The sequence below is a fragment of the Streptomyces sp. BK022 genome (assembly GCF_004217355.1).
In the GTDB taxonomy this organism is placed as follows: domain Bacteria; phylum Actinomycetota; class Actinomycetes; order Streptomycetales; family Streptomycetaceae; genus Streptomyces; species Streptomyces griseoluteus.
In genome coordinates this window covers 964,685-988,214 of the sequence record NZ_SHKU01000001.1, presented here as the reverse complement: position 1 = coordinate 988,214, position 23,530 = coordinate 964,685, and the positions used below count along the sequence as shown (strand labels likewise).

General features: G+C 71.3%; 20 protein-coding genes. 11 read left to right on the top strand and 9 right to left on the bottom strand.

Features of this window, described 5'->3' with window-relative positions; all coding sequences use genetic code 11:
* Positions 1 to 120 precede the first annotated feature (120 nt).
* Positions 121 to 2,361, bottom strand: coding sequence for a catalase/peroxidase HPI (gene katG / locus EV284_RS04540; protein ID WP_130330429.1), 2,241 nt, complete (start codon positions 2,359 to 2,361; stop codon positions 121 to 123).
* 35 nt (positions 2,362 to 2,396) lie between these two features.
* Complete coding sequence (locus tag EV284_RS04535) at positions 2,397 to 2,837, bottom strand: Fur family transcriptional regulator (protein WP_130330427.1); 441 nt, start codon at positions 2,835 to 2,837, stop codon at positions 2,397 to 2,399.
* Positions 2,838 to 3,159: 322 nt separating this feature from the next.
* On the opposite strand from EV284_RS04535, the gene EV284_RS04530 reads away from it, so the two are divergent.
* Positions 3,160 to 4,320 (top strand): acyltransferase, encoded by a 1,161-nt coding sequence (locus tag EV284_RS04530; RefSeq protein WP_130330425.1) that lies wholly within the window; start codon positions 3,160 to 3,162, stop codon positions 4,318 to 4,320.
* A 60-nt stretch (positions 4,321 to 4,380) separates the two neighbouring features.
* Here the strand turns inward: EV284_RS04530 and EV284_RS04525 are convergent, their stop codons facing one another.
* The 3 genes from EV284_RS04525 to EV284_RS04515 form a co-directional block, all read right to left on the bottom strand.
* On the bottom strand, positions 4,381 to 4,617 hold the full coding sequence (locus EV284_RS04525) for a chaplin (RefSeq protein ID WP_130330423.1): 237 nt from the start codon (positions 4,615 to 4,617) through the stop codon (positions 4,381 to 4,383).
* Positions 4,618 to 4,919: 302 nt separating this feature from the next.
* Positions 4,920 to 7,076, bottom strand: a complete 2,157-nt coding sequence (locus tag EV284_RS04520; protein ID WP_130330421.1) for a discoidin domain-containing protein — start codon at positions 7,074 to 7,076, stop codon at positions 4,920 to 4,922.
* Between the two features lie 200 nt (positions 7,077 to 7,276).
* The gene (locus EV284_RS04515) at positions 7,277 to 8,368 is read right to left on the bottom strand and encodes a GNAT family N-acetyltransferase (RefSeq protein WP_130330419.1); all 1,092 of its coding nucleotides are present in this window, start codon (positions 8,366 to 8,368) and stop codon (positions 7,277 to 7,279) included.
* Positions 8,369 to 8,654: 286 nt separating this feature from the next.
* Between EV284_RS04515 and EV284_RS04510 the strand changes: the two genes are divergently transcribed.
* The 3 genes from EV284_RS04510 (at position 8,655) to EV284_RS04500 (ending at position 11,306) form a co-directional block, all read left to right on the top strand.
* Positions 8,655 to 9,875: a carbohydrate-binding protein gene (locus EV284_RS04510; RefSeq protein WP_130330417.1), complete on the top strand. Its 1,221-nt coding sequence runs from the start codon at positions 8,655 to 8,657 to the stop codon at positions 9,873 to 9,875.
* Between the two features lie 119 nt (positions 9,876 to 9,994).
* Positions 9,995 to 10,765 (top strand): polysaccharide lyase family 7 protein, encoded by a 771-nt coding sequence (locus EV284_RS04505; protein ID WP_130330415.1) that lies wholly within the window; start codon positions 9,995 to 9,997, stop codon positions 10,763 to 10,765.
* 91 nt (positions 10,766 to 10,856) lie between these two features.
* Complete coding sequence (locus EV284_RS04500; protein ID WP_130330413.1) at positions 10,857 to 11,306, top strand: hypothetical protein; 450 nt, start codon at positions 10,857 to 10,859, stop codon at positions 11,304 to 11,306.
* Between the two features lie 58 nt (positions 11,307 to 11,364).
* On the opposite strand, the gene EV284_RS04495 is transcribed toward EV284_RS04500, so the two are convergent.
* A complete protein-coding gene (locus tag EV284_RS04495; RefSeq protein ID WP_130330411.1) occupies positions 11,365 to 14,739 on the bottom strand; it encodes a pyruvate carboxylase in 3,375 nt (1,124 codons plus the stop codon).
* Positions 14,740 to 14,815: 76 nt separating this feature from the next.
* Positions 14,816 to 15,586 (bottom strand): hypothetical protein, encoded by a 771-nt coding sequence (locus EV284_RS04490; protein WP_242625605.1) that lies wholly within the window; start codon positions 15,584 to 15,586, stop codon positions 14,816 to 14,818.
* A 365-nt stretch (positions 15,587 to 15,951) separates the two neighbouring features.
* Between EV284_RS04490 and EV284_RS04485 the strand changes: the two genes are divergently transcribed.
* The 7 genes from EV284_RS04485 to EV284_RS04455 all read left to right on the top strand — a co-directional run bounded on the left by EV284_RS04485 (position 15,952) and on the right by EV284_RS04455 (position 22,397).
* Positions 15,952 to 17,463 carry an ATP-binding protein gene (locus EV284_RS04485; protein WP_130330409.1) on the top strand — a complete coding sequence of 504 codons (1,512 nt, stop codon included), beginning with the start codon at positions 15,952 to 15,954 and terminating at the stop codon, positions 17,461 to 17,463.
* A complete protein-coding gene (locus EV284_RS04480; RefSeq protein WP_030813062.1) occupies positions 17,460 to 17,867 on the top strand; it encodes a roadblock/LC7 domain-containing protein in 408 nt (135 codons plus the stop codon). The genes EV284_RS04485 and EV284_RS04480 overlap by 4 nt, the downstream gene beginning before the upstream one ends.
* A complete protein-coding gene (locus EV284_RS04475; RefSeq protein WP_130330407.1) occupies positions 17,864 to 18,211 on the top strand; it encodes a DUF742 domain-containing protein in 348 nt (115 codons plus the stop codon). Before EV284_RS04480 ends, EV284_RS04475 begins: the two co-directional genes overlap by 4 nt.
* A gap of 13 nt (positions 18,212 to 18,224) precedes the next feature.
* Entirely contained in the window at positions 18,225 to 18,806 is a 582-nt protein-coding gene (locus EV284_RS04470; RefSeq protein WP_130331096.1) for an ATP/GTP-binding protein, read from the top strand.
* On the top strand, positions 18,806 to 20,026 hold the full coding sequence (locus EV284_RS04465) for a cytochrome P450 (RefSeq protein WP_130330405.1): 1,221 nt from the start codon (positions 18,806 to 18,808) through the stop codon (positions 20,024 to 20,026). The genes EV284_RS04470 and EV284_RS04465 overlap by 1 nt, the downstream gene beginning before the upstream one ends.
* A complete protein-coding gene (locus EV284_RS04460; protein WP_130330403.1) occupies positions 20,023 to 21,249 on the top strand; it encodes a cytochrome P450 in 1,227 nt (408 codons plus the stop codon). Before EV284_RS04465 ends, EV284_RS04460 begins: the two co-directional genes overlap by 4 nt.
* Before the next feature lie 158 nt (positions 21,250 to 21,407).
* Positions 21,408 to 22,397: an aldo/keto reductase gene (locus EV284_RS04455; protein WP_130330401.1), complete on the top strand. Its 990-nt coding sequence runs from the start codon at positions 21,408 to 21,410 to the stop codon at positions 22,395 to 22,397.
* 56 nt (positions 22,398 to 22,453) lie between these two features.
* On the opposite strand, the gene EV284_RS04450 is transcribed toward EV284_RS04455, so the two are convergent.
* Together EV284_RS04450 and EV284_RS04445 are read right to left on the bottom strand one after the other, a co-directional pair.
* Positions 22,454 to 22,924 carry an SPW repeat protein gene (locus EV284_RS04450; RefSeq protein WP_207228903.1) on the bottom strand — a complete coding sequence of 157 codons (471 nt, stop codon included), beginning with the start codon at positions 22,922 to 22,924 and terminating at the stop codon, positions 22,454 to 22,456.
* Between the two features lie 96 nt (positions 22,925 to 23,020).
* The gene (locus EV284_RS04445) at positions 23,021 to 23,518 is read right to left on the bottom strand and encodes a hypothetical protein (RefSeq protein WP_130330399.1); all 498 of its coding nucleotides are present in this window, start codon (positions 23,516 to 23,518) and stop codon (positions 23,021 to 23,023) included.
* Positions 23,519 to 23,530: the final 12 nt, after the last annotated feature.

Genomic DNA, 23,530 nt, shown 5'->3' with positions numbered 1-23,530 from the left:
CTCCTCTCGCCTGCCCACACCACCATCGTGCACCTGACCCGGCGCACCCGCAGTGCGGACGGCCGGGGCACAGGAGCCGCAGGCGGGAGGGGGTACGGCAAGGCAAGGGGGCGCCGCGACTCAGGCGAGGTCGAAGCGGCCCAGGTTCATCACCTTGTGCCACGCGGCGGCGAAGTCCTTGACGAACTTCTCCTTGGCGTCGTCGGAGGCGTACACCTCGGCGACGGCGCGCAGCTCGGCGTTGGAGCCGAAGACCAGGTCGGCACGGGTGCCGGTCCACCGAACCGCGCCGGTGGAGGCGTCGCGGCCCTCGAAGGTGGCCTGGTCCTCGGAGGTGGAGCTCCACGTGGTGCCGAGGTCGAGCAGGTTGACGAACCAGTCGTTCGTCAGCACGCCCGGCGTCTCGGTGAAGACGCCCAGGTCGGAGTCCTGGTAGTTGGCGCCCAGGACCCTGAGGCCGCCGATGAGGACGGTCAGCTCCGGGGAGGTGAGGGTCAGCAGGTTGGCGCGATCGATGAGCGCGTACTCGGCGCGGCCGGGGTTGCTGCCCTTGCCGGCGTAGTTGCGGAAACCGTCGGCGGCGGGCTTGAGCGCCTCGAACGACTCCACGTCGGTCTGCTCCTGGCTCGCGTCCACGCGGCCCGGGGTGAAGGGCACGTCGACCGGGAAGCCGCCGTCCTTCGCGGCCTTCTCCACCGCGGCGTCGCCGCCGAGGACGATCAGGTCGGCCAGGGAGACGTGCTTGGCGCCGGCGGAGGCGTTGAACTCCTCCTGGATGCCCTCGAGCGTGCGGAGCACCAGGGCGAGCTGGTCCGGGTCGTTGACCTCCCAGCCGCGCTGCGGCTCCAGGCGGACCCGGGCGCCGTCGGCACCGCCGCGCTTGTCACTGCCGCGGAAGGTGGACGCGGACGCCCACGCGGCGCTGACGAGCTGGGCCACGGTCAGACCGGAGTCGAGGATCTTGCCCTTGAGCGCGTCGGCGTCGGCCGCGTCGATCGGCTCGCCCACCGGCTGGGGCAGCGGGTCCTGCCAGAGCAGCGTCTCCTCGGGGACCTCGGGGCCGAGCAGCAGCGACTTGGGGCCCATGTCCCGGTGGGTCAGCTTGTACCAGGCACGGGCGAAGGCGTCCGCGAACTCCTCGGGGTTCTCGTAGAACCGGCGGGAGATCGGCTCGTAGATCGGGTCGAAGCGCAGCGACAGGTCCGTCGTGAGCATGTTCGGCGCGATCTTCTTGTCCGGGTCGAAGGCGCTGGGCACGGTGCCCTCGCCCGCGCCGTCCTTCGGCTTCCACTGCTTGGCGCCGGCGGGGCTCTCGGTCAGCTCCCACTCGTAGCCGAAGAGGGTGGCGAAGAAGTTGACGTCCCAGGTGATCGGGGTGGAGTTCCAGGTGACCTCCAGGCCCGAGGTGATGGTGTCGGGGCCCTTGCCGGTGCCGTAGCTGCTCTTCCAGCCGAGGCCCTGCTGCTCCATCGGGGCGTCCATCGGGTCGGGGCCGACATCGCTCGACGGGCCCGCGCCGTGGGTCTTGCCGAAGGTGTGGCCGCCCGCGATCAGGGCGACGGTCTCCTCGTCGTTCATCGCCATGCGGCCGAAGGTCTCGCGGATGTCGCGGGCCGCGGCGACGGGGTCCGGGTTGCCGTTGGGGCCCTCCGGGTTGACGTAGATCAGGCCCATCTGGACGGCCGCGAGGGGCTCCTCCAGCTCGCGGTCACCCGTGTAGCGCTCGTCGCCAAGCCAGGTGGTCTCCGGACCCCAGTACACGTCGGCGTCGGGCTCCCAGGCGTCCACGCGGCCGCCGCCGAAGCCGAAGGTCTTGAAGCCCATGGTCTCCAGCGCGACATTGCCCGCGAGGATCATGAGGTCGGCCCAGGAGATGTTCTTGCCGTACTTCTTCTTCACCGGCCAGAGCAGTCGGCGGGCCTTGTCCAGGTTGGCGTTGTCCGGCCAGCTGTTCAGCGGGGCGAAGCGCTGCTGGCCGGTGCCGCCACCGCCGCGGCCGTCACGGGTGCGGTAGGTGCCGGCGCTGTGCCAGGCCATGCGGATGATGAACGGGCCGTAGTGGCCGAAGTCGGCGGGCCACCAGTCCTGGGAGGTGGTGAGCACCTCGGCGAGGTCGCGCTTCACGGCCGGCAGGTCCAGGCTCAGGAACGCCTCGGCGTAGTCGAAGTCCTCGCCCAGCGGGTTGGCGACGGGCGGGTTCTTGGCAAGGACCTTCAGGTTGAGCTGCTTGGGCCACCAGCGGTCGTTGCCGCTGCCCAGGGCCGGGTGCAGGGAGGTGGCACTGGCACCGTGTGCGACGGGGCAGCCGCCGGTCTCCTCGGGCTTCGGGTCGGTGACGATCGCGTCTTCGTTGTGAGGCATGTCGATCCTTCCGGAAAGGGCGGGATAAAGCGGCGCTAGGAGCTGCGGCCGGTGGAACAGTCGGAGCAGACGCCCCAGTACACGACCTCGGCCTCGTCGATGACGAAGCCCCGGTCGTCGGAGGCGGTCAGGCAGGGCGCGTGACCCACCGCGCAGTCGACGTCGGCGACGGCACCGCACGACCGGCACACGGCGTGGTGGTGGTTGTCACCGACACGTCCCTCGAACCGGGCGGCACTGCCGGCCGGCTCGATGCGGCGTATGAGACCCGCGGCGGTGAGCGCGTGCAGGCCCTCGTAGACGGCCTGTACGGAGATGTGGCCCACCCGTGCGCGGACCTGGGCGGCGATCGCCTCGGCACCGAGGTGGTCGCCCGCGCGGACGGTCTCCAGCAGCGCGACGCGGGCCGCCGTGACGCGGAGGCCGGCACCGCGCAGTTCCGCGGCGGCGGCGGTCGGAGGCTGGGATGTGGTCATGAGGGAACACTAGCGCCTTAAACACGAACGATTCAAGAAAACGAGCTGTACAAGTTTTTGACTTCTCAGGGTCACCAGTCGACACCGGCGCGTACCGCCACATATCGCCCTGTGTCGCACAAAACGGAACCCACCGAGGTGGTGGTTCCCCGCCGGAGCGGCGCTCACTCGTCCGGGTGCTCCGGGCCCGCCATCCGTGGCAGGGCGGACGCTCTCTCGTTCGGCAGCAGTGTGATGTTTCCGGCATGACGTGAATGTCGGGGCGACGGAGGGCAGCAGTCCCCTTCATGCCCCACGCGAACCTCCAGCGGCAGGTGATCGGATGACCACGGCGACGACCCGGACGCCCCGGACGCCGCCCGCACGGCCCGATGCGGCCGGCGCCCCCGCCCCACCGGACGGGGTCAGACCCTCACTGCCCTCGCTCACCGGACTGCGCTGGGTGGCGGCCCTGCTGGTCTTCGGACTGCACATCAACAACTTCGGCTATCTCGGCGGCCAGGCCGGGCGCCTGGTCTCCTGGGCCTTCACGCCCGGCGGCACCGGGGTGTCCTTCTTCTTCATCCTGTCGGGGTTCGTACTGACCTGGTCGGCCCGGCCCGGCGACCGGGCACCCGGCTTCTGGCGGCGGCGGATCGCCCGGGTCTACCCGGTGCACCTGGCCACCGCACTCCTCGCGGTCGCCATCGCCTTCGCCATGGGCAAGCCGGCCCTCCCGACCTGGAAGCAGACCCTGGCGAACGTGTCGCTGGTGCACTCCTGGTGGCAGCCCTGGTGGCAGACGCTCAACCCGGTGAGCTGGTCGCTGGCGTGCGAGGCGTTCTTCTACGCGCTCTTCCCCGCCCTCTTCTGGCTGCTGCGCCGCCTCGGCGCGCGCGGCACGCTGGTCCTCGGCGGCTGCGCGGCGGTGGTCGCGCTGGCCCTGGCCTGGGCGGACGCCCATCACTGGCTGAATCAGCCGATGTACTCGCTGCCCCTGGCCCGGCTGCCGGAGTTCGTGCTCGGCACGGTCACCGCGCGGCTCGTGCTGCTCGGCCGCTGGCGCGGCCCCGGTGTGGAGGGCTCACTCGCCCTGGCCCTCCTCGGCTACTTCCTCGTCCCCCAGGTGGCGCCGGGTTACGCGGCCACGTCCTGCACCCTGACCGGGTTCACCCTGCTGATCCCGGCGGCGGCCGTGGCCGACCTGCGCGGGCTGCCGACGCTGTGGCGGGGGCGGCTGCTGGTGCGGCTCGGGGAGCTGTCGTTCGCGTTCTACATGGTGCATCTGCTGGTGCTGCGCGCGGGCATCTCCGTCCTGGGCGACAAACCGCGCTTCGGCGCCGTCGCCGGCATCGGGGTGACCGCGGCCGCGTTCGCGATCTCGCTCGCGCTGTCCTGGGCGCTGTTCGAGGGTGTGGAACGCCCGGTCCGGCGCCTGCTGCTGCGGAGCGGCCGGACGAAGGGGCTCCCCGCCGTCCAGAAGGAACCGGTCGCGGCCGACTGACTCACGGCAGGCGGGTGCCGGCCCCCCGGAGGAAGGAGCCGGCACTCTTCGCACGTTCCGTCAGGAGTTGGCGCAGATGTTGCCGAACGCGGGGTTCAGCAGGCCGACGACGTCGATCGTGTTGCCGCACAGGTTGACCGGGACGTCCACCGGGATCTGGATGACGTTGCCGGAAGCGACGCCGGGGCTGTTGGCGGCGACACCGGTGGTCGGGTCCGGGTCGGCCGCCTGGGCCGCCGTGGCACCGGAGAGGGCGAGGGCGCCCGCGAGAACGGCCGTTGCAGCAAGCTTGCGCATACGCATGAGGTTGCCTCACTGAATCGAGGTTGGGGACCCCTCCATCACATCGGCAGCCCCGGCGGTGCGCCCGCTGTGGTACTCCGTTCGGGCGGCAGCCCCCGGTCCGGTGCCGTCCGAGGTGGGAGCGTGAGGCTCCCGGTGGGTGAAGTCGGCCCGGCCGCCCAGGGGTTCACCTGGGCGGCCGGCCGCTCGGACGCCTGACCGGGCCGGGGGCCGTGACGGAGGACCACCCGGCCCTCCGTGCACGCCACCCTAGGCGCGGCCCGCGAAGCCCGCCTTCCGGACTCCGCGCACCCGCTCTACGGGAACTGCGTGATCTTGGACGGGACGGTGTCCGACCCCGAGGTGGGAGCCCCGGTGTTGTTGACGACGTGGGCGTACTGGCCCTTGCCGCCCAGTGAGATCACCAGGATGTCGTGCAGCTTGACCCCGGAGTTCACCGGGACCTGGAACCCGTGCGCCTGGACGATGGAGGAGTCCGTGGTGAAGTTGCAGTAACTGCCCAGACCCCACGCCTCGTGCGAGGTGACCGAGTCGGCGACCTTGTAGGCCGCGTAGCCGACGATGCCGTCATGGGTGATGGCGGCGGAGTTGGGCACGTCGTACGCCTTCTCGTTCTGGAAGAAGATCGTGCGACCGCGCTGTCCGGCCCAGTACACGTCGTACTTGTTGTAGTGCTCGACGAACAGGCCGGTGGCCAGGACGTCGTTGCCGTTCACCCGCAGGCCGTAGTCGGCGCGGTTGGTGTCCCAGCCGACGCCGCTGCCGTGGTCGGCGCGCCACAGCCAGGTGTGGTCGATGATCACGTTGTTGCTGTTGACCACGACCGAGTTGGTGGCGAGGCCGGGTCCGGCACCGCCGATGCGCACGAACACGTCCTGCATGGTGGTGGGGTTGGCCGAGTGGTCGGCGGTGGAGCCGGCCGGGCCGATCCGCAGCAGGGTGTCCGAGTTGGCGCTGCCCGCGTCGATGAGGAAGCCGGCGAGCTTGACGCCGTCCACGTCGGCCACGTGCATGGCGTCGACGCCGCCGTCCGGGACGATGGTGGCCAGACCCAGGCCGAGGACCACGGTGTTGGCGCGGGTGACCTCGATGGACCGGTCCAGGTGGTAGACACCCGGGGTGAACAGGAGGTTGAGCCCCTGGGCTAGCGCCTGGTTGATGGTGGCCGCGGTCGCACCGGGCTTGACCACGTAGAACTGGTCGAGCGGCAGCGAGGAGCCCGCGTTGGCCGGCCAGGACACGCCCCGCGCGTTGGTGCGCTTGGCCGGGACGAACACCTTGTACGTGGAGCCGTCGAGGTAGAGGAACGGCTTCTCACGCGAGACCGGGGTGTTGTCCAGCGTGGTGTAGGGGCCGCTGTCGAAGTTGGTCGCGGGTGCGCCCTGCACACCGCTGAAGACCATGTTCCAGACGCCGTTGGTCCAGCCGCCCACCGAGCTGTCGCGGGTGTACCACTGCTGCTGGGAGTACGGTCCCACCGTGCCGTCGATCTTCGAGTCGGCGATGTAGCCGCCGGAGGCCCAGCCGTAGCCGTTGGGCGCGAGGTTGAGCCCGCCCTGGACGTGGATGCGGCGGAAGGGCGCCGCCTGGGCGACGGCCCAGCGGTCGGTGCCGTTGACCGGGCGGATGGCGAGGTTCTCCGCCGAACGCCAGAAGTTCTGCGTGGCGTTGCCGTTGAACCAGCCCGCGTCGACGGTGATGTCACCGTTGATCTGCACGTCGTCGGGGTTGAGCCCGAGGCCGGAGACCGACGTGTAGAAGCCGAGCTGGGCGTTGATGTTGTTGTAGGTGCCCGGCTTCATGAGGAACTGGTAGCGGCCGGAACCGAACTGGTTCGACTCCTGGCTGGCGAAGACACTGTCGAACTTCTGCTGGAGGTTCGGCGTGCTCGGGTCGACGACGATCACGTTCGGCCCGAGGTCACCGCCGCCCTGTACCGGCGGGACACCGGTGGTGGCCGTGTGCACGGCCATCTCCCACAGCGAGTAGCCGTAGGCGGTGGCTCGCGCGGTCCCGTTGATGCGGACGTACCGGCCGGAGCCGCTGACCGCGTAGGAGGCGGTACCGCCCGTACCGCCGGTGACGGTCTTGAGCGTGGTCCAGTTGGTGCCGTCGGTCGAGCTCTGGAGCTGGAAGTCCTTGCCGTAGGCGGCTTCCCAGTTCAGGTCGATACCGCACAGGTCCTGCACCGAGCCGAGGTCGACGCGGAGCCACTGCGGGTCGGCGAACGCGCTCGACCAGCGGGTGCCCGTGTCGCCGTCGAAGGCGGCGGAGGCCGGGGTGCCCGCGCTCTCGCTGGACGAGGCGGTGGCGGGCCTCCCTTGCGCGGCGTTGGCGGTGTTGCAGCCGGCCTGGGCGGCGTCCGTGGCGGCGACGGCCGGGGGTTGGAAGGTGGGCAGGGCGAGCAGTGCTGCCGTGGCGGCGAGCGCTGTCCCCAGGGATCTCAGTCTCATTGCGGCTCCCTGCGACTGCGGGACCGGGAGACCGGCCCCTACTTAGTTCATGTTTTGATTTAAGGGATGAACCAACGGGGCGCAAGCCTTCGGAAGCCAAATCCTTCACGCACAAGGGCGTTCACACCCAGCAGCCGTTCACACCAGGGCGGGACTGTCCGGACCATGTGCTTTGGTCCCGACAGCCCCGCCCGGTACGGTCAGCGGCCCGACCGCCCCTGGGTGCGTAGTTGACCCACCGTCTTCAGCAACCGATCGGCGGGTGCCAGCAGTTGAGGATGGGCCAGCACGGTGTTGCGCAGCCCGCGCACCGGCCGGCGCCACACCCGCCGGGCCACGGACACCGGGTGGGGGCGGGAGGCGAAGCCCTCGCCGACCCGGAGTTCCCGGGTCTTGAGCCAGTCCTTGTACTCCTTGTCGCCCCGCCCGAGGTCGACCAGGGTCACGCCGCTGCGGGCGGCGCCCTCGGCCGTGCGCAGGTGCATCATCAACCCCGGCGAGTAGTAGTGCAGTTCGGGGTCGTAGGCGGTGAACCAGGCGGCCAGGACGGTGCTGGAGCGGGGTCCGAAGTGGGCGGCGACCGGGCGGTCGCCCGCGTACAGCACGGAGAGCACGCCGGTGAAGTGCTCCTCGCAGACATGGAAGAGGTGGTTCACCAGGTCCACGATCCAGGGACGGGAGAACCGGTCCATGCGGCCGGTGCGGCGGTACTGGGCCGACTTCCAGCGCATGAGGGTGCGCAGCATCCGCGGGTCGCGCTCGTCGAAGACGAACCGCACCTCGCCGATGTCCCGGCCGAGCCGGCGCTCCTTCTTCAGGGTCGTCTTCGCGAGACCGGGGTAGGTGGCGCGCAGCCACTCCGGGTAGGTGCCGTCGCCCGGCTTCACGTCGATGACCGGCGAGGCGAAGGTGCCGGTGAGGTGCGGGGCGAACGGCCGCTGCTCCTGCACCAGATGATCGAACTCGAAGATGCTGAGCCCGCAGGCCCGCAGCAGTTCGGCCGCGTCCCAGGTGACGCCGGGCCGGTGTACGAGCGCCTGGCAGTCGGAGAGTCCGAGGCCGATGGCCCGGCCGATGCCGAGCGGCCCCCGCTCGTACGGGAGGAAGCCGACGGGCTCACCGTCCTCGTGCAGCACCGCGATGCGTACACCGCCGCGATGGCGGCCGACCCCGACGGCGAACTCCGGCGCGAGGAAGGGATTGGCGTACTCGGGTGACTCGTCCATCGCCCGGTGCCAGGCCCCGCGCAGCGCGGAGGTCAGTTCGCCGGGTCTGTGAATGGTGATCTCCACCGTGGTTCGCCCCGCCCTTCATGTGATCGCTCCCCCTCGCGCACCGCCGCTCAAACGTGGCGAAACAGTACGCACAGCGTCAAGGGTGCCTCAGAGGGCGGACGGTCCGCCACGGTTCCGCACAGATCGAGAGGTCCGGCAAGTGCCGTGCACCGAGGGGCCGTTCACTTACCACCGAGTAAAGAGACGGTTTGGTCCAGTCCAAAGACACGTATTGGACTAGACCAAACAGGGCGCCGTCCGCGAGTCTGGCACTCCCCCATCCCCCACCCTCTGGAGGCTCGTAGTGAGACGACTTCGGGCATGTCTGGGCGCGGCGGCCGCCGTCACGCTGGCCGCGGCCGGCACGACGGCACTGGTGGCCGGCAACGCGTCCGGCGCCACGAGCGCGCTCGACAACCGCTGGTACGCGGCGGCCCCGTATCTGATGCCGACGGACAACGAGCCGCCGGACGCGGCCGCCATCATGGACGCGACCGGCCTCAAGGCCTTCCAGCTCGCCTTCGTGCTGGCGCCCAACGGGGGCGGCTGCTCGCCCACCTGGGGCGGCACCTCGCCGGTCTCCTCGGACACCGCCGTGCAGTCCGTGATCAACACCATCCGGTCCAAGGGCGGTGACGTCTCGATCTCGATCGGCGGATACGGCGGCACCAAGCTGGGCCAGACCTGCGCCGACCCGGCCGCCACGGCGGCGGCCTACCAGCAGGTCATCACCAAGTACGGCCTGCACGCCATCGACTTCGACTTGGAGGAGCCGGAGTACGAGAACACCGCGGCCATCCACAACGAGATCGGCGCGGCCAGGATCCTCCAGCAGAACAACCCCGGCCTGTACGTCTCGGTCACCACGGCGGGCACGGCGGACGGCACCGGCTGGTTCGGCAAGCAGATGCTGCTGGAGGCGAAGTCCCAGGGCTTCACCCCGAACAACTTCTCCATCATGCCGTTCGACGGCGGCTTCAACGGCGCGGCGAGCCAGACCGGCGCGCTGGCCAACTTCAACGGCATCCTGCGCTCCACCTTCGGCTGGGACGAGGCCACGGCGTACGCGCACGAGGGCTTTTCCGGGATGAACGGCCGCAGCGACACCGGGGAGTACTTCTCCCAGGCCGACTTCCAGACGGTGCTGGACTTCGCCACCGCCCACCACATGGACCGCTTCACCTTCTGGAGTCTGAACCGGGACCGCCAGTGCACGCCGGCCGACAACGGCGGCCGCACCTCCGGCACCTGCTCCAGCGTGGCCCAGAACGCCTGGGACTTCGCCAAGTTCTCGGTGAAGTTCGCCGGTGCCACCCCGCCGAGCTCCACGCCCACGCCCACTCCCACCCCGACGCCCCCGAACCCCGGCAACTCCTGCAAGTCCGCGTGGAGTTCGTCGGCGGTGTACGTCAGCGGGGACGAGGTGTCCTACAACCACCACAACTGGAAGGCCAAGTGGTGGACGCAGAACGAGACTCCGAACGGCTCCGACTGGGGCCCGTGGCAGGACGAGGGCTCCTGCTGACAGCGCGACCCCTTGACGGGCCTGGACCGGACCTTTAGCTTCACGGTCCATCGACGTCCAAGGATGCGTTCGGCGTTCAGCATGCTGAACGCATCCAGCCCGGCGGGAGGACCCCCCACATGATCCGTTCCCGGCTTCTCACGGCTGCGGCCGCGAGCCTCGCCCTCACCCTCGGCGCCTTCGGCGGCACCGCGCGCGCGGCCGATCCGCACGTGGCGCCCGGCGGCAACTTCGACCTCTCGGTCTGGCAGCTCCAGGAGCCGGTCGGCTCCCCCGGCTCCCCCACCACGATCTCCTCGTCCCGGCTGCGCGGCGCGAACGGCTACCAGGACGCGTACTTCTACACCGACACCCGCGACGGCGCGATGACCTTCTGGGCGCCCGAGAAGGGCGTCACCACGCCGAACTCGAACTACGCCCGCTCCGAGCTGCGCGAGATGAACCGCGACGGCGGCGCGGCCGACTGGGCGCTCGCCGGTACGCACCGGATGACCGCGACCCTCCGGGTGGTGTCGGTGACCAAGAACGTCTGCGTCGGACAGATCCACCTCGGCTCCGGCGGCTCCTCCACCAAGCCACTGCTGGAGCTCTACTACCACGCGGACGGCGACATCGTCCTGGGCACCGAGAACTCCCCCTCCGGCGGTCAGACCGCGCACACGGTGGGCCATGTGTCCCTGGGCAAGACCTGGACGTACAGCATCGCCGTGACCGGCGGGAACACCATCGAGCTGACCGTCAACGGCAGCACCACGCGCTACCCGATCCCCGCGTCCTTCGACCCGTACAAGCAGTACTTCAAGGCCGGGTCCTACAACCAGTCCTCCTCGGACTCGACCACCAACGGCGCCCGCGTCGCGTTCTACGGGCTGACCGTCCAGCACGGGTGACCCGCGCTCCCACCTGCGCGAGTGGTGCATTCGGGCGAACGGTCGTAGCGTCGGCTCACGGTCGGACACAGCACGACAGGTGGGAGCGACCATGCGCGGATCGCTGGTGGGAACGACGGTCACCCTGGCTGCGGGAGCCCTGCTCACCGCGGCGATGACGACAGCGTCGGCCAGCCCGCCGACGGGCTCCGTGCCGCGCGTGACCGCGCCCGTCCTCGTCGACTGCCAGTTCAACAAGAACGTGCGCCCCACCGACTTCATCCTGGCCTGCGGTGACGGCAACAGCAGGCTCGGCGGACTCACGTGGGTGAAGTGGGACTCGGAGTCGGCCCTGGCCGAGGGTGTGAACGCGGTCAACAACTGCGACCCGTACTGCGCCAAGGGCGTCTTCCGCTCCTACCACGTCACCGTGCGCCTCGACCGCCCGGCCGCCTGGAAGAAGAACCCGGACGTCAAGCGCTACACCCGGATGAGCGTCACGTACGACGACGCGCGCCCGAAGGGCTTCACGCAGACCATGGTCTATCCGCTCTGGGACTGATCCCGCTCGCAGGCACTCCGCTCCGGCCCCGCTGAGGGCCGGAGCGGACGCGCGCGGCTCAGGCCAGCTCGACCAGCAGGTCTCCGCCCTCCACCTGCTGGATGCGGTTGATCGCCAGCCGGGAGACCCGGCCCGCCTTCGGCGCGGTGATCGTCGCCTCCATCTTCATCGCCTCGATGGTGGCCACGGTCTCCCCGGCGGCCACCTCGGCGCCCTCCTCCACCGCGAGCGTCACCACGCCGGCGAACGGCGCCGCCACCTGGCCGGGGTTCGAGCGGTCGGCCTTCTCCGTCACCGGCACGTCGGTCGCGGCCGAGCGGTCGCGGACCTGGATCGGCCGGAGCTGGCCGTTGAGGGTGGACATCACCGTGCGCATTCCGCGCTCGTCCGCCTCGCCGACCGCCTGCAGCTCGATCAGCAGCCGCACACCGGGCTCCAGGTCGACGGCGTACTCCTTGGCCGGGCGCAGGCCGTAGAAGAAGGACTTGCTGTCCAGGACGCTGGTGTCGCCGTACGCCTGCCGATGGGTGTCGAACTCGCCGGTCGGGCCGGGGAACAGCAGGCGGTTCAGCGTGGGCTTCGGGTCCTTCTCCAGCCCCTCGCGGTCCTCCGCGGACAGCTCCCGCACCGGCTTGGCCTCGGCGCGGCCGCGCAGCGCCTTGGTGCGGAACGGCTCCGGCCAGCCGCCGGGCGGGGTGCCCAGCTCGCCGCGGAGGAAGCCGATCACCGAGTCAGGGATGTCGAAGCGGTCCGGGTCGGCCTCGAAGTCGTCCGGCGACACGCCCGCGCCCACCAGGTGCAGGGCGAGGTCGCCGACCACCTTGGAGGACGGGGTGACCTTGACCAGGCGGCCCAGGATGCGGTCGGCGGCCGCGTACATCGCCTCGATCTCCTCGAAGCGGTCGCCGAGGCCGAGCGCGACGGCCTGGGTGCGCAGGTTGGAGAGCTGGCCGCCGGGAATCTCGTGGTGGTAGACCCGGCCGGTCGGGGAGGCGAGGCCGGCCTCGAAGGGGGCGTAGATCTTGCGCACGCCCTCCCAGTACGGCTCCAGCTCCTCGACCGCGTGGAGGCTGAGGCCGGTGGGGCGCTCGGAGTGGTCGGTGGCGGCGACCAGGGCGGAGAGCGAGGGCTGTGAGGTCGTTCCGGCCATGGAGGCGACCGCGCCGTCCACCGCGTCGACGCCCGCCTGGATCGCGGCGAGGTAGGTGGCGAGCTGGCCGCCCGCGGTGTCGTGGGTGTGCAGATGCACCGGCAGCCCGAACTCGCCGCGCAGCGCGGTGACCAGCTTCGCGGCGGCGGGGGCCCGCAGCAGGCCGGCCATGTCCTTGATGGCGAGGACATGGGCGCCGGCGTCGACGATCCGCTCGGCCAGCCTCAGGTAGTAGTCGAGTGTGTAGAGCCGCTCGGCCGGGTCGCTGAGGTCGGCGGTGTAGCAGAGCGCGACCTCGGCGACGGCCGTGCCGGTCTCCCGTACGGCGTCGATGGCGGGCCGCATCTGGTCGACGTCGTTGAGCGCGTCGAAGATGCGGAAGATGTCGACGCCGGTGGCGGCGGCCTCCCGTACGAAGGCGTCGGTGACCTCGGTGGGGTACGGGGTGTACCCGACGGTGTTCCGGCCACGCAGCAGCATCTGGAGGCAGATGTTGGGCACCGCCTCGCGCAGCGCGGCCAGCCGCTCCCAGGGGTCCTCCGCGAGGAAGCGCAGCGCGACGTCGTAGGTGGCGCCGCCCCAGCACTCCAGGGAGAGCAGTTCGGGCAGCGTGCGGGCGACGACGGGGGCGACCGCGAGCAGGTCCTTGGTGCGCACGCGGGTGGCCAGCAGCGACTGGTGGGCGTCGCGGAAGGTGGTGTCGGTGACGCCGAGCGCCGGGGATTCGCGCAGTTCGCGGGCGAAGCCCTCGGGTCCGAGGTGGACCAGTCGCTGCCGGGAGCCGGCCGGGGGCTCGCCCGCCGGGAGGACGGGCAACTTGGCGACCGGGTCGAGGAGTTCGGGGCGCTCGCCGTGCGGCTTGTTGACGGTGACGTCGGCCAGGTAGGTGAGCAGCTTGGTGCCCCGGTCGGCCGAGTGACGGGACGTCAGCAGGTACGGACGCTCCTCGATGAACGAGGTGGTGACGCGCCCGGCACGGAAGTCGGGGTCGTCCAGCACGGCCTGCAGGAAGGGGATGTTGGTGGCCACGCCCCGGATGCGGAACTCGGCGACCGCGCGCCGGGCGCGGCCCACGGCGGCCTGGAAGTCCCGTCCCCGGCAGGTGAGTTTGACCAGCATGGAGTCGAAGTGGGCGCTGATCTCGGTGCCGGCGTGGGTGGTTCCGCCGTCGAGCCGGATACCGGAGCCGCCGGGTGAGCGGTACGCGCTGATCAGTCCGGTGTCCGGGCGGAACCCGTTGGCGGGGTCCTCGGTGGTGATCCGGCACTGGAGGGCGGCGCCGCGCAGGGTGACGCGGTCCTGGGAGAGCCCGAGGTCGGCCAGGGTCTCCCCGCCGGCGATGCGCATCTGGGCCTGGACGAGGTCGACGTCGGTGACCTCCTCGGTGACCGTGTGCTCGACCTGGATGCGGGGGTTCATCTCGATGAAGACGTGGTTGCCGTCCCGGTCGAGGAGGAACTCCACGGTGCCCGCGTTGCGGTAGCCGATCTCGCGGGCGAAGCGCACGGCGTCGGCGCAGATCCGGTCCCGCAGCGCGGGGTCGAGGTTGGGGGCGGGCGCCAGCTCGATGACCTTCTGGTGACGCCGCTGGAGCGAGCAGTCGCGCTCGTAGAGGTGGATCACGTCGCCCTCGCCGTCGGCGAGGATCTGCACCTCGATGTGGCGGGGGTCCACGACGGCCTTCTCCAGGAAGACGGTCGGGTCGCCGAAGGCGGACGCGGCCTCGCGGGAGGCGGCCTCGATGGACTCGCGGAGCTGCGCCGGCTCCTCGACCCGGCGCATGCCCCGGCCGCCGCCGCCCGCGACCGCCTTCACGAAGAGGGGGAAGCCGATCTCGTCGGCGGCGCGCACCAGTTCGTCCACGTCGTTGGAGGGTGCGGAGGAGCCGAGCACGGGCACCCCGGCCGCACGCGCGGCGGCGACCGCGCTGGCCTTGTTGCCGGTGAGTTCGAGGGTGTCGGCGCTGGGGCCGACGAAGGTGATCCCGGCCTCCTCGCAGGCGCGGGCCAGGTCGGGGTTCTCCGACAGGAAGCCGTAGCCGGGGTACACGGCGTCGGCACCGGCGCGGCGGGCGGCGGTCACGATCTCGTCGACGGAGAGATAGGCGCGTACGGGGTGACCGGGCTCGCCGATCTCGTACGCCTCGTCGGCCTTGAGCCGGTGCAGCGAGTTGCGGTCCTCGTGGGGGAAGACGGCCACCGTGCGCGCGCCGAGTTCGTAGCCCGCCCGGAACGCGCGGATGGCGATCTCTCCGCGGTTGGCTACCAGCACCTTGCGGAACATCTGGGATTCCCTTCAGCCTGCCGGCGACGAACACCATGGTGTCAGCCACGTACTGCCCCCGTACTCCGCCGAAACACTAGGGGGTGCGCGCCCCGGTCGAAGTGCGAAAACCGTCACATTGACGTGCGCGCGTCGGGTCGGTGGGGCGTACGGCCGAGGCGCGGGGGTGCGGCACGGAAGTCCTGGGCGGGGCCGCGGCCGCGGGCACCGGTCCGGGCCGGTGCCTTCGGGCGTGGGGCAGGCGGAGGCGGCGGCCGCGCAGCAGGGCGAGGGCGATCGCGGCGGACACGGCGACGAGGTGCTCGCGCCCGGCGAGGTTGGGTACGGCGATGGACTCCCACACCATCGATCCGCCTGTCAGGGTGAAAACCACGGGGGCGCGCCGGATGACGGCCAGATAGGTGAACAGGCCCACCACTGCCGCCGAGGGGCCGGTGTCGAGGACGGCTCTGTACCCGGCGGGCAGCCCGAGCCCCCACGGGCCGGGCCCCAGCTCGATCATCAGCCGCGCGGTGAGGGTGCCGGCCAGGGTGGTGGCATGGGCGATGACCAGGGTGCGGGCGCGGCCGAGGACCAGTTCGGCCAGGGCGAAGGCCAGGAACAGCTGGGTGATGCCCGCCCACACCGGCAGGTCGAGCGCGGGGACGTACAGCGAGACGGGGGTGCGGAGCAGGGAGAGCCAGAGGGGGAGGTCGGCCGTGACGCCGCCGAGCCGCCGGACCCACGTGGCGCCGGCGGGGTGCTGGGCCAGGTCGTGGAAGAAGATGACGCCGGACGCGGCCACGAAGGCGAGGAGCAGCCCGGACAGTCCGCGGTGCGCGAGGCGGCGTACCGGGTCCACCACCATGGCGTGCCATTCGCCGCGCAGGGTGCGGCCGGTGAACCGGGCCGCGCGCACGAGGAGGCTCCACGCCCCCGCTTCCCCCGCCACGTGCCGCTCCCCCTTCGCCGACGGCCCGCCGGGGCGGGCGGTCACAGTCCAGCGGGCCGGGAACCGGGAGTCAAGATCCACGGCTTCGGTCGATAAGCCGTCACCGCCCGGATTGCGGCCAACACCACCATTTGCACGTCCACTTCATGGAAGGCCGCTGCTTTCTTTCCATTTTGATCATCAACTCTCGTATAGTGACCGCCGGTTCACCCAAGACGCTGTTTCTTGTCGTTTCTCGTCTCCCGACCACCCCCGATTTCCGCGAGGACCAGACCGGACCGATGACCGCGCCCACTCCCCCCGGCGACCGCCCAGCCCTCCGTACGCCCGCCCTCGCCCTGGCCGCGTCCGCCGTCCTGTCGGCGCTCGCGCTCGGCGCGGCCCTGGCGGCGGCCCCGCGTTCGGCGCACGACGCGCTGCTGTGGGCCGGGGGTCCGGCGGCGGTCGTGCTCTGTGTCGCGGTGACCGTGGCCGCGCATGCCCGGGGTTCCGCCCACCGGGCCCGGCTGCGGCTTGCGAGCGCGCTGGCCGACGTGGAGCGGCTGCAGCGGGAGCGGACCTCGGCGACCGAGGAGACGCGGCGGGAACAGCAGCGGCTCATCGACGAACTGGCGGCACAGCGGGCCGAGTTCAGTGCCGAGCAGACCAGGGTCGAGAAGGAGGGCGCGCGCGAGGCGGACCGGCTGCGCCGTGAGGTGCTGCGGCTCTCCGGCGAGCTGGAGAAGGCCCGGCGCGAGCGGGCGGCGGCCGTGTCGGCCACGTCCAACACGGCGGGCCGGATGCAGGCGTTGGCCACGGCCACCCTGGCCGACCTGCGGGCGATGGAGGAGCGGCACAGCGACGAGGACGTGCTCGCCGACCTGCTGCACCTGGACCACCGCACCGCGCAGGCGGGCCGGCTGGCGGACTCCATCGCCGTGCTGACCGGGGCGCGTTCGGGGCGGCGCTGGGCGCGGCCCATCGCGATGGAGTCCATCCTGCGCGGTGCCATGGGCCGGATCGGCGGCTACCGCCGGGTGCGGGTGCACTCCGTCAGCGAGATCGCCGTCGCCGGGCACGCGGCCGAGGGCGTGATGCACGCACTCGCGGAACTCCTGGACAACGCCACGAACTTCTCGCCGCCCACCGCCGAGGTCCATGTCTACGTCGAGGAGGTCCCGGCCGGGGTCATCGTCTCGGTGGAGGACAGCGGCCTGGTGATGGGCGACGTCCAACTGCGGCGCGCCGAGAAGGCGGTGACCGGTGACATCTCCGGACTGGGCGGTCTGACCGGCACCCGGCTCGGGCTCGCGGTGGTCGGCAGGCTGGCCCGGAAGTACGGGCTGAAGGTGTCGTTCCGGCCCTCGGCGCGCGGCGGCACCGGGGTACTGATGCTCGTACCGCAGGAGATCCTCACCAGCCCGGCGCCCGCCGCCCCGGCCGCCCCCGCGCCGGAGCCCGAGCGTCCCGCCGCGCCGCCCGCCCGGGTGCGCGAGACCCCGGCGCCGCCAGCCGAGGAGGTGGGCGGTCTGCCCAAGCGGCGGCGCGGCCGGACGCTGGCCGAGGCCGAGCGGTCCCGGTCGGCCGGGCGGGACGACACCGGACGGCCCGCGCCCGGCCCCGACGAGGCCAAGGTCCGCGCGGCCCGCTTCAGCAGCTTCCGCAACGCGGTACGCCCCGGCAGGACCCCCGAGGGCGAGGCACCGCACACCCGGTCCGAGGAACCGCGCGAAGGCGGCCCGGCCGACACCCCCGCTGTCTCCCATCCCCCGACGCAACCGCACACGCACCTGGAAGGCGACACCACTTCATGACCGGCCCGACCACCGCGGACGACACGCTCACCTGGCTCCTCGAGGGCCTGCTGGAGAAGACTCCGGGCGCCCGGCACGCGCTCGTCCTCTCCCGCGACGGCCTCAAGCTGTGCCGTACCCCGGAGTTGTCCGTCGACCAGGCGGACCAGCTCGCCGCCATCGCCGCCGGCATCCAGTCGCTGTCGCACGGGGCGTCCGTGGAGTTCGGCGACGGCAGCGGCGGCGTCCGCTCGGCGATGGCCGAGTTCTACGGCGGGGTGCTGTTCATCGTCGAGGCCGGCGAGGGCGCCCATCTGGCCGTGGTGACCAGCGAGGACGCGGACCCCGGCGTGGTCGGCCACACGATGAGCGAACTGGTGGAGCAGCTCGGCGAGCACCTGACCGCGCCGCCCCGCTCCTCATGAGCCGTCCGGGCAGGGACGACGCTCCCGACCGTCTCTACACCATCACGCGGGGACGGACCGGGGCCGGCGCCGGCAGCACGCTGGACCTGGTCACGCTGATCGTCGCCGAGTCGGCGGCGGCCACCGGCATGCAGTCCGAGCACGTGGCCATCCTGCGGCTGGCGGAGTTCCCCACCTCGGTGGTGGAGATCGCCGCCGAGCTGCGCCTGCCCGTCAGCATCACCAAGGTGCTGCTGTCCGACCTGCTGGCCACCGGCCATGTCAGCGCCCGTCATCCGCGCCGCCCCGCCATCACCGACCCCGACATCCTGGAGCAGGTGCTCGTTGGACTCCGCAATCTCTGACGCGCGCACCCCGTTGGGTGCCTCCGCCGACAACGGTCTGAAGATCGTCGTCGTGGGCGGCTTCGGCGTCGGCAAGACCACGCTGGTCCGCTCGGTCAGCGAGATCCGTCCCCTCAACACCGAGGAGACGATGACGCAGGCGGGCGAGTCGGTGGACGACATCGCGCACGTCGGCACCAAGACGGCCACCACCGTCGCCTTCGACTTCGGCCGCATCACGCTGGACGCGCACAACGTGCTGTACCTGTTCGGCGCGCCCGGCCAGGAGCGGTTCTGGTTCCTGTGGGACCGGCTGTTCTCCGGCACGCTCGGCGCGGTCGTCCTGGTCGACACCCGGCGCATCGACGACTCCTGGTACGCCATCGACCGCCTGGAACACCACGGCACGCCGTTCATCGTGGCCTGCAACGACTTCGGCGGCCCGGTGCGCGCGGGCGCGGACGTTCGCGCGGCGCTGGACCTCGACCCGGACGTCCCGCTCGTCGACTGCGACGCGCGGTCGCGCGAGTCGGTCAAGGAGGTCCTGATCACCCTGGTCCGCCATGTGCAGGCCCGGTACGCCACGGCCGCCGGGGTCAGAGGGGAACTGGTGTGATGTCCGAGGCCGTTCCGCTCGGCGGACCCCGCTTCCAGACCGAACCCGGCTGCCTGTACCGGGAGATGCGGCGCGACCACGGGTCCGTCGTCCCGGTGGAGCTGGACGGCGGCATCCCGGCGTGGCTGGTGCTGGGCTACCGCGAGCTGCATCAGGTGACCGGTGATCCGGCGCTGTTCAGCCGGGACTCCGAGCTGTGGAACCAGTGGGAGAACATCCCGGAGGACTGGCCGCTGCTGCCGATGATCGGGCACCGCCAGCCCTCCATCCTCTACACGGTCGGGGAACGGCACCGGCAGCGCGCCGCGATGATCAGCAACGCGCTGGAGTCGGTGGACCCCTTCGAACTCCGGCGCCAGGCCGAACGGTTCGCGGACGAGCTGATCGACACCGTCTGCCTCTCCGGCGAGGCCGACCTCGTCGCCCAGTACTCGTCCCTGCTGCCGGTACGGGTCCTCGCGCACCTCTACGGCTTCCCGGACGACGAGGGGCCGGGGCTGGTGACCGCGCTCAACGACATGATCGACGGCCGGGAGCGGGCGCTGGCCGGGCAGTCCCACCTGGCCTCCTCCATGGCCCGGCTGGTCGCCGACCGTACCGAGAAGCCCGCCGACGACGTGGTCTCGCGGATGCTCGCCGACGACAGCGGGTTCACGGGCGAGGAGATCGTCCAGGACCTGATGGTGATGATGGCGGCCGGACACCAGCCGACCGCCGACTGGATCGGCAACTCGCTGCGGCTGATGCTGACCGACGACCGGTTCGCGGCCTCCCTGTTCGGCGGCCGGAACAGTGTCGCGGAGGCGATGAACGAGGTGCTGTGGGAGGACACGCCCACCCAGAACGTGGCGGGCCGCTGGGCCGCGCGCGACACCCACCTCGGCGGGCGCCGGGTCCGCGCCGGTGACCTGCTGCTGCTCGGTCTCCAGGGCGCCAACTCCGACCCCCAGGTGCGTACCGACGCCTCCGCGCTGACCGGCGGCAACAACGCGCACTTCTCCTTCGGGCACGGCGAGCACCGCTGCCCGTTCCCGGCGCAGGAGGTCGCCGAGGTCATCGCGCGTACCGGCATCGAGGTCGTCCTCGACCGGCTGCCGGACATCGACCTGGCGGTGCCCGCCGGGTCCCTCACCCGCCGGCCCTCGCCGTGGCTGCGCGGGCTGACCGAGCTGCCCGTGCGGTTCACTTCGACCCCTGCCCTGGGAGGCACGTCACGATGACCACCGGTACCGGGATTTCCCGTATCGCCCTCGACCCCTTCGTCACCGATCTGGACGGCGAGAGCGCGGCCCTGCGCGCGGCCGGACCGCTGGCGGCCGTGGAGCTGCCCGGCGGGGTGCCGGTGTGGGCCGTCACCCGGCACGCCGAGGCCAAGGCGCTGCTGACCGACCCGCGCCTGGTGAAGGACATCAATGTGTGGGGCGCCTGGCGGCGCGGCGAGATACCCGCGGACTGGCCGCTGATCGGGCTGGCCAATCCGGGCCGTTCGATGCTCACCGTGGACGGCCCGGACCACCGGCGGATGCGCACGCTGGTGGCCCAGGCGCTCACCCCGCGCCGGGTGGAGCTGATGCGGGAGCGGATCGGCGAGCTCACCCGGGAGCTGCTGGACGCGCTGCCCGCCGACGGCGGGGTGGTCGACCTGAAGGCCGCCTTCGCCTACCCGCTGCCGATGTACGTGGTGGCCGAGCTGATGGGCATCGACGAGGCGCTGCTGCCCCGGCTGAAGGTGCTGTTCGAGAAGTTCTTCTCCACCCAGACACCGCCCGCCGAGGTCATCGCCACCCTAACCGAGCTGGCCGGGATGATGGCGGCGACCGTCGCGGCGAAGCGTGCCGAGCCGGGGGACGACCTCACCAGCGCGCTGATCCTGGCGTCGGCGGACGGCGACCACCTCACGGACGAGGAGATCGTCGCCACCCTGCAGTTGATGATCGCGGCCGGACACGAGACGACGATCTCCCTGATCGTCAACGCGGTCGTCAACCTCTCCACCCATCCCGGCCAGCGGGAGCTGGTGCTGTCCGGGAAGGCGGACTGGTCGGCGGTGGTGGAGGAGACGCTGCGCTGGTCCACCCCGACCTCGCACGTGCTGATCCGCTTCGCCACCGAGGACGTACCGGTCGGCGACCGGGTGATCCCGGCCGGGGACGCGCTGATCGTGTCGTACGGCGCGCTCGGCCGGGACGAGGAGGCGCACGGGCCGAGCGCCGGGGAGTTCGACATCACGCGGGAGAGCGGGAACCGGCACATCTCCTTCGGCCACGGCCCCCACGTCTGCCCCGGCGCCGCCCTGTCGCGGCTGGAGGCTGGGGTGGCGCTGCCCGCGCTGTACGCCCGTTTCCCGCACCTGGACCTGGCGGTCCCGGCGGCCGAGCTGCGCCACAAGCCGGTGGTCACGCAGAACGACCTGTTCGAGCTTCCGGTCCGCCTGAACGGGTGACTTGACTTCGAGCGCGCTTCAGCTCGTAGCGTCGCAGGTGCTCCGGTGCCCGGCGTCCCCCACGGGATGCCGGGCGGCCAGATCCGTCGCTAGATGGATGAAGGGGCCCGAAGTCGTCCGACGGACGATCGAGCGCGTGCGAAAGGCTGGAACACCACATGCGACAGCGCAGTCTGCGTGACCTGCAAGTTTCCGCAATCGGTCTGGGCTGTATGGGAATGTCCGCCTTCTACGGGACGGCGGACCAGGACGAGGGCGTGGAGACCATCCGGCGCGCCCGCGAGCTGGGCATCGACTTCCTGGACACGGCCCAGATGTACGGCCCGCTGACCAACGAGTCCCTGGTCGGCGAGGCGATCCGGGGCCACCGCGACGAGTACGTGCTGGCCACCAAGTTCAACTACCGGATGGACGACGCGGTACCCGGCGACATGTCCAGCGTGGGCCGCCAGGACGGCTCGGCCGAGCATGTCCGGGCCTCGGTGGAGGGCTCGCTCCAGCGGCTCGGCACCGACCACATCGACCTGTACTACCAGCACCGGGTCGACCCGAACGTGCCGATCGAGGAGACGGTCGGCGCGCTGGCCGAGCTGGTCGCCGAGGGCAAGATCGGGCACATCGGGCTGAGCGAGGCGAGCGCGGAGACGCTGCGCCGGGGCAACGCGGTGCACCCGATCACGGCCGTGCAGAGCGAGTACTCGCTGTGGTCGCGGGACGTGGAGGCGGAGGTGCTGCCGACCTGCCGCGAGCTGGGTATCGGCTTCGTCGCCTACTCCCCGCTGGGCCGCGGCTTCCTCGCCGGCCGCTTCTCCTCCCCGGACGAGCTGGACGAGAACGACTACCGCCGCAACAGCCCCCGCTTCACCGACCAGCACCTGGAGGCCAACCTGCGCCTCGCGGCGAAGGTCAAGGAGATCGCCGAGAAGAAGGGCGTCACCCCCGCCCAGCTCGCCCTCGCGTGGGTCCTCGCCCAGGGCGACCACATCGTCCCCATCCCGGGCACCAAGCGCCGCTCCTACCTCGAACAGAACGCGGCCGCGGTCGACATCGTCCTCACGCCCGAGGAACTCTCGCAGATCGACGCCGAGTTGCCCGACGTCTCGGGCGAACGGTACGACGAGGCGGGGATGCGAGCCGTCAACATCTGATCCGGACCGCCCGGCCGGGCCCGCGTACGGCGCCGGATCCCGGCCGGTGTGTCCCGCTACCGGCCCATCAGCCCCGCCGCCCGGCTGCTCCGGCGGGCGCCGGACCGGTTGGCCGCGGTGGCCATCAGGGCGAGGCACAGGCCCACCGCTCCGGCCACGACGTTGCTGATGATCGTACGGGTGGTGCTGACGTCGCCCGCGACCACCCAGGGTGCGATGATCATCCAGATGCCGATGAGGGCGGCGGCCCAGGCGCGGGCGTGGGTGCGCTCGTAGGCGTGGCCGAAGCCGCTCATCAGCAGGGCGTAGGCGACGCCCGCGATCAGGTTGTTCACCGCGAGGGTGGTGAAGCCGTTGAAGCCCGCGATCCACGGGGAGGCCGCCATGTAGAGCCCCGTGATCAGGGCCATCGCCTCGACGGCCTGTCCCTGCCGCGTCGCGGCCGCCCGCTCCGCGAGCACGAAGCGCTCCCGCATCTCCAGGACGTCCGGGTGCGTCTCCATGGTGGTGTGCATACGTTCCGTCATGATCGCGCCTCCTGCGTAGGGGCTCCACGTCCTTATGTGGATTTTACAGCGATTCGAGTACCCCCCGAAAACACCGCACACCCGAGGAAACGGGACTCACTTGACCGGCTTCAGATCCGTGATCTTGCGCGTCGTCAGATCGGACTGGACGTCGATCCGGGTGACCTCCGGGTTCTTGCCGTCGCTCCAGGTCAAAGTGACCCTGCTGGTGGCGTGGCCCATGCCGGAGCCGGTGTAGGCGACCTTCCACTTCACCGGCACGTTCTGCGCGAAGAGGATGCCGTCGGCGTGGTTCTTCTTCTCCCAGGCCGTGACCTTCTTGCGGGCGGCGGCGGAGAGGTAGAAGTCGCGCAGCGCCTTGGCGCCGGCCCCGCTCGCCGGGTCCTCGGTCTCCCACACGGCGTCGATGTAGGCGCCGTAGAAGTCGGTGACCCGCTGGGTGACATTGCGCGGGTCGCCCTGGACGGAGGTCGCGGCGGCGGGCCGGGACGGGGTCGAGGCGGTGCCCGCGAGCGCCGGGGTGACGGCGGCCAGGGCGAGGCCCGCGGCGAGTGCGACGACGGTCAGCGGAGTCGTACGAATGCGGATGGACATGTGTCTCGATTC

Coding starts and splice junctions, on each gene's coding strand:
- EV284_RS04465 (WP_130330405.1), top strand. CDS start 18,806: ATGTCCGAGGCCGTTCCGCTCGGCGGACCCCGCTTCCAGACCGAACCC.
- EV284_RS04455 (WP_130330401.1), top strand. CDS start 21,408: ATGCGACAGCGCAGTCTGCGTGACCTGCAAGTTTCCGCAATCGGTCTG.
- EV284_RS04520 (WP_130330421.1), bottom strand. CDS start 7,076: ATGAGACTGAGATCCCTGGGGACAGCGCTCGCCGCCACGGCAGCACTG.
- EV284_RS04500 (WP_130330413.1), top strand. CDS start 10,857: ATGCGCGGATCGCTGGTGGGAACGACGGTCACCCTGGCTGCGGGAGCC.
- EV284_RS04485 (WP_130330409.1), top strand. CDS start 15,952: ATGACCGCGCCCACTCCCCCCGGCGACCGCCCAGCCCTCCGTACGCCC.
- EV284_RS04450 (WP_207228903.1), bottom strand. CDS start 22,924: ATGACGGAACGTATGCACACCACCATGGAGACGCACCCGGACGTCCTG.
- EV284_RS04535 (WP_130330427.1), bottom strand. CDS start 2,837: ATGACCACATCCCAGCCTCCGACCGCCGCCGCCGCGGAACTGCGCGGT.
- EV284_RS04445 (WP_130330399.1), bottom strand. CDS start 23,518: ATGTCCATCCGCATTCGTACGACTCCGCTGACCGTCGTCGCACTCGCC.
- EV284_RS04525 (WP_130330423.1), bottom strand. CDS start 4,617: ATGCGCAAGCTTGCTGCAACGGCCGTTCTCGCGGGCGCCCTCGCCCTC.
- EV284_RS04490 (WP_242625605.1), bottom strand. CDS start 15,586: ATGGTGGTGGACCCGGTACGCCGCCTCGCGCACCGCGGACTGTCCGGG.
- EV284_RS04495 (WP_130330411.1), bottom strand. CDS start 14,739: ATGTTCCGCAAGGTGCTGGTAGCCAACCGCGGAGAGATCGCCATCCGC.
- EV284_RS04460 (WP_130330403.1), top strand. CDS start 20,023: ATGACCACCGGTACCGGGATTTCCCGTATCGCCCTCGACCCCTTCGTC.
- EV284_RS04505 (WP_130330415.1), top strand. CDS start 9,995: ATGATCCGTTCCCGGCTTCTCACGGCTGCGGCCGCGAGCCTCGCCCTC.
- katG (WP_130330429.1), bottom strand. CDS start 2,361: ATGCCTCACAACGAAGACGCGATCGTCACCGACCCGAAGCCCGAGGAG.
- EV284_RS04480 (WP_030813062.1), top strand. CDS start 17,460: ATGACCGGCCCGACCACCGCGGACGACACGCTCACCTGGCTCCTCGAG.
- EV284_RS04475 (WP_130330407.1), top strand. CDS start 17,864: ATGAGCCGTCCGGGCAGGGACGACGCTCCCGACCGTCTCTACACCATC.
- EV284_RS04530 (WP_130330425.1), top strand. CDS start 3,160: ATGACCACGGCGACGACCCGGACGCCCCGGACGCCGCCCGCACGGCCC.